9 protein-coding genes and 2 pseudogenes are annotated in these 6,886 nt (G+C 34.8%); 6 read left to right on the top strand and 5 right to left on the bottom strand.

Going from position 1 to position 6,886, the window contains the following annotated elements; translation table 11 throughout:
• From WYK_RS05355 to WYK_RS05335, 5 genes and pseudogenes are all read left to right on the top strand, one after another.
• Positions 1-208, top strand: a pseudogene (locus tag WYK_RS05355) (GNAT family N-acetyltransferase); the annotation flags it as partial.
• 158 nt (positions 209-366) lie between these two features.
• Complete coding sequence (locus WYK_RS05350) at positions 367-852, top strand: hypothetical protein (protein WP_040373553.1); 486 nt, start codon at positions 367-369, stop codon at positions 850-852.
• 125 nt (positions 853-977) lie between these two features.
• Positions 978-1,817, top strand: coding sequence for a tyrosine-type recombinase/integrase (locus tag WYK_RS05345; protein WP_040373552.1), 840 nt, complete (start codon positions 978-980; stop codon positions 1,815-1,817).
• A gap of 147 nt (positions 1,818-1,964) precedes the next feature.
• Complete coding sequence (locus WYK_RS05340; RefSeq protein WP_040373551.1) at positions 1,965-2,396, top strand: hypothetical protein; 432 nt, start codon at positions 1,965-1,967, stop codon at positions 2,394-2,396.
• 265 nt (positions 2,397-2,661) lie between these two features.
• Positions 2,662-3,381, top strand: a complete 720-nt coding sequence (locus tag WYK_RS05335; protein WP_051387323.1) for an IS110 family transposase — start codon at positions 2,662-2,664, stop codon at positions 3,379-3,381.
• Here the strand turns inward: WYK_RS05335 and WYK_RS05330 are convergent.
• Together WYK_RS05330 and WYK_RS05325 are read right to left on the bottom strand one after the other, a co-directional pair.
• Positions 3,370-3,651: a helix-turn-helix domain-containing protein gene (locus tag WYK_RS05330; protein ID WP_051387322.1), complete on the bottom strand. Its 282-nt coding sequence runs from the start codon at positions 3,649-3,651 to the stop codon at positions 3,370-3,372. The genes WYK_RS05335 and WYK_RS05330 overlap by 12 nt on opposite strands.
• Before the next feature lie 119 nt (positions 3,652-3,770).
• Positions 3,771-4,307 (bottom strand): GNAT family N-acetyltransferase, encoded by a 537-nt coding sequence (locus WYK_RS05325; RefSeq protein WP_040373550.1) that lies wholly within the window; start codon positions 4,305-4,307, stop codon positions 3,771-3,773.
• Between the two features lie 443 nt (positions 4,308-4,750).
• Here WYK_RS05325 and WYK_RS05320 point away from each other — a divergent pair, with 443 nt between their 5' ends.
• Positions 4,751-5,323: a GNAT family N-acetyltransferase gene (locus tag WYK_RS05320; RefSeq protein ID WP_040373549.1), complete on the top strand. Its 573-nt coding sequence runs from the start codon at positions 4,751-4,753 to the stop codon at positions 5,321-5,323.
• A gap of 260 nt (positions 5,324-5,583) precedes the next feature.
• Here the strand turns inward: WYK_RS05320 and WYK_RS25475 are convergent, their stop codons facing one another.
• From WYK_RS25475 to WYK_RS24825, 3 genes and pseudogenes are all read right to left on the bottom strand, one after another.
• Positions 5,584-5,712, bottom strand: coding sequence for a TOBE domain-containing protein (locus WYK_RS25475; protein WP_235782446.1), 129 nt, complete (start codon positions 5,710-5,712; stop codon positions 5,584-5,586).
• A 280-nt stretch (positions 5,713-5,992) separates the two neighbouring features.
• Positions 5,993-6,521: pseudogene (locus tag WYK_RS26265) on the bottom strand (tyrosine-type recombinase/integrase).
• Between the two features lie 154 nt (positions 6,522-6,675).
• A complete protein-coding gene (locus WYK_RS24825; protein ID WP_161629108.1) occupies positions 6,676-6,849 on the bottom strand; it encodes a hypothetical protein in 174 nt (57 codons plus the stop codon).
• Positions 6,850-6,886 lie beyond the last annotated feature (37 nt).

The raw sequence follows: 6,886 nt of genomic DNA, 5'->3' as shown, positions 1-6,886 counted from the left end.
CTTATTGTTATTTGCTGACAATAAAACGTTGTATTTAAAAAATGGATATAGGTCAGTTACGAATAAATGTAAATGGTTAAAAATTAATCATGAAAGTCAAATTACAAGGGGTATAGGTTATGAAGAAATTGAAGGATTAATGATTAAAGAAGTTGGTAAGTATGGATGGCGCGAAGGAGATTTAGATTTTTTAGGCTATCTTTATTAAGCTAATGGAGTTTTACTTCAAAACAAAAAGGCAGGTTGGTGCGGCAACCTTTTTTTATAGAACTAACGGGGGCTTTACTTCAACAAGGGAGGTTGCCGCTGCAACCTTTAAAGGGTCAGGTTAGTTTTAGAAGGAGATAAAGGGAGTGAAAACCAGTATTGGCGAGAAAGTTTCGTGAAATATACCCAGGGCAAATTTTTGAAATATATCTTCAGCAAATTAACAAATATGTTTACGGTGTCGTTGTAGCGGGAGATTTACGAATAGATAAAAAGGATGACATAATAATCGCATACATAAAATCTTTTACTGAACAGCCAATAAACCTTCAAGAAATAATTAAAGATATAGAGATAAAGAATTTCTTATTTATTGCTAATTCAGGAATTGCTTCAATTCTTAATCGTTCCTGGAAGTTTGTTGGTTTTTATTCAAAACCGATAATGGAAATGGAAGAACTGAGTAAAGTGGAATATGTTATAGAATTTATGGATAACTTTTATAGAAGTGTTGGTAATAGCCTCTTGCCCATATTTGATTGTGAAAAAATAAGTGAAGAAGAATATAAAACTATCCCGAATCCTCTTGGATTGGTTGGGGACATTTCGATTCAAGATTACTTAATAGATATTGCAAGTAATTAATTGTAATTGAACGAATTTGTGTATCATTGTACTTAAACTAATGGGGGCATTCGTTTAATAAAATTGGCGTATTACTTCCCTTCTATTTGTCTATACTGATAAAAATAGATGAGGAGAGTAATAGGATGATACTATCTGAAGCCTGGAACTTATATAAAGCTGATAAACAGATTCAAGGGTATTCACCCCAGACCTTAAAAGCATATAATGTTCAATTAAATTTGTTGATCAGGCATTTCGGTGATGTTTCACTTGATGAAATAACTACTGATTCTTTAAAGCTATATCTTGGGAAAGTTGCTGATCAATTAAAGGCTGCCAGCTTAGGTCATAGGATACGTTTAATCAAATCATTGTTTCGGTGGGCACAAGATGAAAATGTTTTGAATGGTAATCCAGCGTCTAAAATTAAGGAGCCAAAGTTAGATATCAGAATACCAAAGTTTTTATCTGAAGAAGAAATTGAGCATTTAAGAGAAGCGTGTTACACTCCGTTAGAAAATGCCTTATTCGAATTTATGTATTCAACTGGCTGCAGAATTGGTGAGGCAGTTAATTTAAATCGTCAATCCATCAACTTTTCTAATCAATCCGTAATAGTATTAGGTAAGGGCAATAAAGAGAGAAAAGTCTATTTCAATACTAGGTGTGATATTTGGCTAAAGAGGTATTTAAACGAAAGAGAAGATGATCAGGCGGCTTTATTTGTGACAGTTCGTGCTCCTCATAGGATGAGTATTTCACAAATAAGATATGTCATTAAACGGATATCTAAAAGATCTGGAATCAATAAAAGTATTCACCCCCATCAGTTGAGACATAGTTATGCCACTACTTTGTTGAATAATGGGGCACCTTTAGAAGTCATTCAAAATTTGATGGGCCACGAAAAGAGTGAAACGACTAAAATTTATGCTTATTTAAGTGGGACACTCCGACGAGAGCTATATAAAAAGATTTTCTGATATGAAAAGGGGCAATAATCCAAGAAGGATTAATGCCCTTTTGTGTTGAACTCCTTATTGTAGAAACGGGGCAGGTTACTTTAAGAAGGAATTGGTCGTAATTTTGCAGAATTATCAATTTAACATAGGTAAAAGGGGAATTTATTTATGAGTAAAAGTAAATCAGTTGATGAATTAACAATATTGGATTTAAAAGAAAATCCAATATGGGAATGGGCAATAGATGTAGAGGAAAATGCAGAACAAGACGAAACTTGGGTAAGACCATCAGAAACAAAAAATTTTACAGTAAAACTAAACGGTTCAATAGTATCAGGAGAATTAATCACAAATAATGACGATAAATTTCCGATGATGTGTAGTCTTGATATTGATAATAATGAAGTTACTATCAGTTCTATTATTTTTTATAATGAAATAGAAGATGAATACTCTGCCTTAGAAGATATTGTTAAAGAATTTGAATTACCACTATCAATTAATATTGAGCTTACAATCAATGGGAAACCTAATTCTTTAAAGTTTTCTGCAAATAAAGTCGATATTTATAAAAATGATATAAAGACAAATTTAAATTAACTCCCATTAAGCTAACGGGTGCGTTCGTATTATAAGGTTAGCCAGTTTTTACTGGTTGACCTTTTTTTAATAGATTCTATTATTTCAGTAGCCAGGGAAGGACGTACGGGTGCGTGGAACATGATCCCGTGAGCTAAACTGTCCGCCCCCTACTTGTAGAAACATGTTTGAGGCTGGTTGGGACGTAGATCTCGTATAACAAGCGAAGCTATGACACTACATGAAGGCTATGGGTACTGGTTAGTAAGTAGAGGAGGAAAAAACGATGAATCCAGTAGTTGGTCTGGATGTGGCAAAGGGAGAGAGCCAAGTTCAGGCATTTTTAGATCAATCAAAACCGTATGGAAAGAGCTTTTCAATAAAGCACACTAGAGAGGAATTAGATCATTTTATAAGGTTCTTAAAAGAGATCGAAGGGGTGACAGGGAAAATGCCTATGATCATTTTAGAATCTACAGGGCATTACCATTCTTCCGTTATTCAATACTTGGAGGAACAAGAGATTCTCTATATCTTACTAAATCCCATTATTTCTTATCAGACAAAGAAGTCTAGTTTACGAAAGGTAAAAACAGACGCAATCGATGCATACCAGTTGTGTGTGCTGTATTACAAAGAGGATTTTGAACCATATAAAATCAGAGGAATTCAGCTTTTAGATCTTCGGAATTTGTCAAGACAACAGGGAATTGTAACGAATATGTATGTGGAAGCTAAACTTCAGTTTCACACCATTTTAGATCAAATGTTTCCTGAATACCGAAAGGTTTTAGGCGATTTGTTTTCAAGGGTTTCATTATTGATGTTAAAGGAGTATCCCACATTAGAGGCCGTATTATCAGCCGGGGAAAGTAAACTAGCAGAGAGTGTTAGAGAGTACTGTTCTAGCCGGTCGGGTCAATGGGCATCGGAAAAAGCCAAAAAAATAATAGACTCTGCATCTCGAAATCCATTCCAAAAAAACGTATCAAAGTCACGTAATTAATCTTCGTATGTATAGTTTGGCTGCTGCATAGGTTGATTCACCTGTCTCTTTCATCCAGTTTACGACATCCATTTTAAATTGACCAGAATAGGTAGTTTTAGTGTTTTTTCGCTCTAAACCAGCTCGTCCAAGTAAGTTATAAGCGTTCACCCATTTTCGAACCATGGAGCGATCAATGGTGTACTTTTCACCCAAAGTCCGATAGCCCCCAACTTCTGCCAAGTAGTCATTGACCACTGCTTGTTTAAAATTCACATCATATTTAGCCATAAAAATACCCCCAAAAGTTATTGTCTAACTTTCGGGGGTCACATCAAATTGGTGGCCTTTTGAACGTATGATTCTTCACATGAGCAAATATAAATTCGAAAGATTGGCAGACTTATAAATTAATCATGAGGATTGATTATGGCTAAGATCTGGTGATCTTCCCAGCGACCCTGTATTTTTACACTTTGTTTTGCGATTCCTTCTTTGTGAAAACCGACCTTTTCCAAAACGCGTATTGAACCTATGTTATGTGGCATAACCCCAGCCTCAATCCTATGTAAACCAATCGTTTCAAAAGCATAATCCACCACCATTTTAGCAGCTTCTGTAGTGTAACCATTCCCATTGTTTTTTTGGTCTAAGTAATAACCCATGGTGGCACTTTGAAGGGGCCCGCGAATAATATGAAACAGGCTGATCGTTCCTATTAACCTATGATTAGTATTCAGGAAGATTCCAAACTCGTAACTACTATTTCCTTTTGATTTATGTCCCGAAGTTATGATTTCCTTTTGTTTTTCTAAAGAATAGTAGTTAGCTGGATGGTCTGTCGAAAATGGTTCAAAGAACGGCTTATTTTCCACTAGCAATTGTAGTAAATTTTCAGCATCTGATAGTATAAGTTGTCTTACATATATATTTTTACTGGATAACACGATTGACCACCTTCAGTTAATTTAATATATTTCATTATACACCATCGCGCGGTATAAATAGCAAAAACAAAGATACCCATGGAAGTGAAACGGAGGGATACTTATGAAATTGGAACGATTGATCTCTATGATCTACAAGCTGTTGAACAACGAAGTTCTTTCCGCTACATTTTATTGTAGTAAGGCGTCTGACTAGCTAGGTTATGGACTGTCTTAAGACAGCCTTTTAGCCTTGAGGCCGATAAGTTACTTTATGTTAACTAGATTTGTATAGAGGATTCATATGATACTTTAAGGCCTTGTTCAATTAAAGGGCCCGATTGTTAAGGAAAAGAGGAAACTGGAAGGTTCATCTTGAATGTGTAAGTTATGCTGGAAAAGAGTAGTTTTATAAAAAAGATTACTCAAAGAGTCCATGTGAAAAAATTACAAGGAGAAAAGTTATGAAACATAAAACATCAGAAAAATTATTTAGGATAGATTGTGGAGATATTTATCTTCAAGAGTTTTCAATTGAAGATGCAGATAGTATTTATAGAATATCAAATCAACCAGAAATATTTAATTTTTTGCCGGACTGGAAATCAACAAAAGAACAAAGGGTTGATTGGGTTACCAATTACGAAATACCAGCAAATAAAGCGTTTCTTGATGCCGTTGAAAATACATCAAACATAGCTGGTCATTTTTTAAAACTAGGGGTATTTATTAAGGAAACGGATGAATTTATTGGTTGGTGCTGTACAGGCATAAAAGAAGAACTTCCTTTACCGAATAGAGAAATTATGTATGCCATTTCAAGTGAATATCAAAAGAAAGGCTACGCTACTAAAGCTTCTAAAGGATTGATTGACTATTTGTTTACAAAAACAAATTTAGAAGTCATTAACGCAGTAGCTTTAACTAACAACGTTTCATCAAATAAAGTAATTGAAAAATGTGGATTTACTTATCTGAGACAACAGACCATAGAAAATGAACTATATAATCACTATATATTGAATAAGTCAGAGTGAATGGGGAATTTTTGAAAGAAAATGTTGTTGTTCCAGAAAAGGGCGCTTTAATTGAACAAGCAGCTAAAAGGATTTTCCAACCGGAGATCCTTTTTTAGTACCTATAATAGGGGTTTATGTAAACTAGCAAAGAACTTATTGCTTTATTAAAAATCTTTCCCCAGAAATAGTGAAAAAAAGGACCAGGTGTGGTCCTTTTTTTGGTTTTCTAATTAATTTTTTAATCTAAAGTGGGCAGTTAGTAAGGTTGATACATAAAATTAAGCCATTAACATTACAGAAGTAGCTTTAATAACAGCAGTTGCTTCACTACCAACTTTTAGACCTAACGTGGAAACAGATTTTTTAGTAATTGTAGAGACAATGGTATTTCCTCCACCGACATCAATAACTACTTCATTATTTACAGCACCTTCGTTAATCTCCGTTAACGATTCCTTTTAAATGATTACGAGCACTAATTTGCATAAGATAACTCCCTTTAATAAAGTTTTCCAGTATGTATTATTACCACCGGGTATTTAGTTTTCACTCGATTCCTCGTTCTTTTCTTTATTATTGAACAAATATTTGCTTTTTATTCCAATTAGCAACTGAGTTATTTAATTTTAAAATTAAAAAGAGTCCTGGGTTGTGGCTCTTTTTATGTTTCCTCAAAGGATCAAGATATTAAACTAGTTTTTGTGAAAAGACACTAAATTTTTTCAAGACGTTATTCGTTTCTTCTTCCGTAATGCCTATATAACGCAGAGTGACAGAAGGATGAGAATGATGCAAGATTCGTTGCAACATCGCAATATCTTTTGTGGCCTTGTAAAACCAGTACCCAAATGTTTTTCGTAATGTATGATTGCCGACATGTTCCACGCCAGCATACTCTGCAGCCTTATTTAACTGCCTGTACGCCTGAGTAGGGGTAAATCGGGCTGTCTCCTTTACGAGATGGAAATAAACAGGCACTCTGGACTTTTTTAGCGTACTCATATACCTCCTGGAAGCAATTCGCGATATAAATGTCGCGGATTTTTTGTGTTTTTCCTTCTTTAACCCGGAGTATCTTGTTTTGTTTGCCTTTTAGGGCGAGGATCTGTTGGGTAGGTAGCCGGAGAAGATCCCCGACACGCAGGCCGGTTTCGCAGCCGAGGATAAAGAGGATATAATCCCGTTCCGAACAGTGGCGCTTAAGCGCCCATTTCATATCGTCTAGTTGCTGCTGATATCGGATCGGCTGCACATCTTTTTCTGCTTTCATGTTTTCTCGCCCTTTCTGTCAGTTAATCGCTTCATTTGACCTAATATGGTCAACAATAAAAAGCCGGCCTAGGGCCAGCTTCCGAATTCGGCATATTATGTTAACTGTTGATCTTTTTTGTTTTATATTTAAAAACCCAATAAATTATTACTGCGATAGTTTGAATAGTTAATCCAATAAATAAAAGTATATTGAAAGTATCATTTCCCATTTGGGTAAAACCTATTATTGAAAATATTAATCCAATAACATTTATGTACCAAGCAATTTTCATTAATTAACTCCTCATCCTTTCGAGAATAGAAATAAAT

Source organism: Peribacillus psychrosaccharolyticus ATCC 23296 (genome assembly GCF_000305495.1).
Taxonomy (GTDB): domain Bacteria; phylum Bacillota; class Bacilli; order Bacillales; family DSM-1321; genus Peribacillus; species Peribacillus psychrosaccharolyticus.
The sequence above is the reverse complement of the archived record's forward strand: the minus strand, read 5'-3'. Positions and strand labels throughout refer to the sequence as shown.

Coding starts and splice junctions, on each gene's coding strand:
- WYK_RS24825 (WP_161629108.1), bottom strand. CDS start 6,849: ATGAAAATTGCTTGGTACATAAATGTTATTGGATTAATATTTTCAATA.
- WYK_RS05345 (WP_040373552.1), top strand. CDS start 978: ATGATACTATCTGAAGCCTGGAACTTATATAAAGCTGATAAACAGATT.
- WYK_RS05320 (WP_040373549.1), top strand. CDS start 4,751: ATGAAACATAAAACATCAGAAAAATTATTTAGGATAGATTGTGGAGAT.
- WYK_RS05330 (WP_051387322.1), bottom strand. CDS start 3,651: ATGGCTAAATATGATGTGAATTTTAAACAAGCAGTGGTCAATGACTAC.
- WYK_RS05340 (WP_040373551.1), top strand. CDS start 1,965: ATGAGTAAAAGTAAATCAGTTGATGAATTAACAATATTGGATTTAAAA.
- WYK_RS05335 (WP_051387323.1), top strand. CDS start 2,662: ATGAATCCAGTAGTTGGTCTGGATGTGGCAAAGGGAGAGAGCCAAGTT.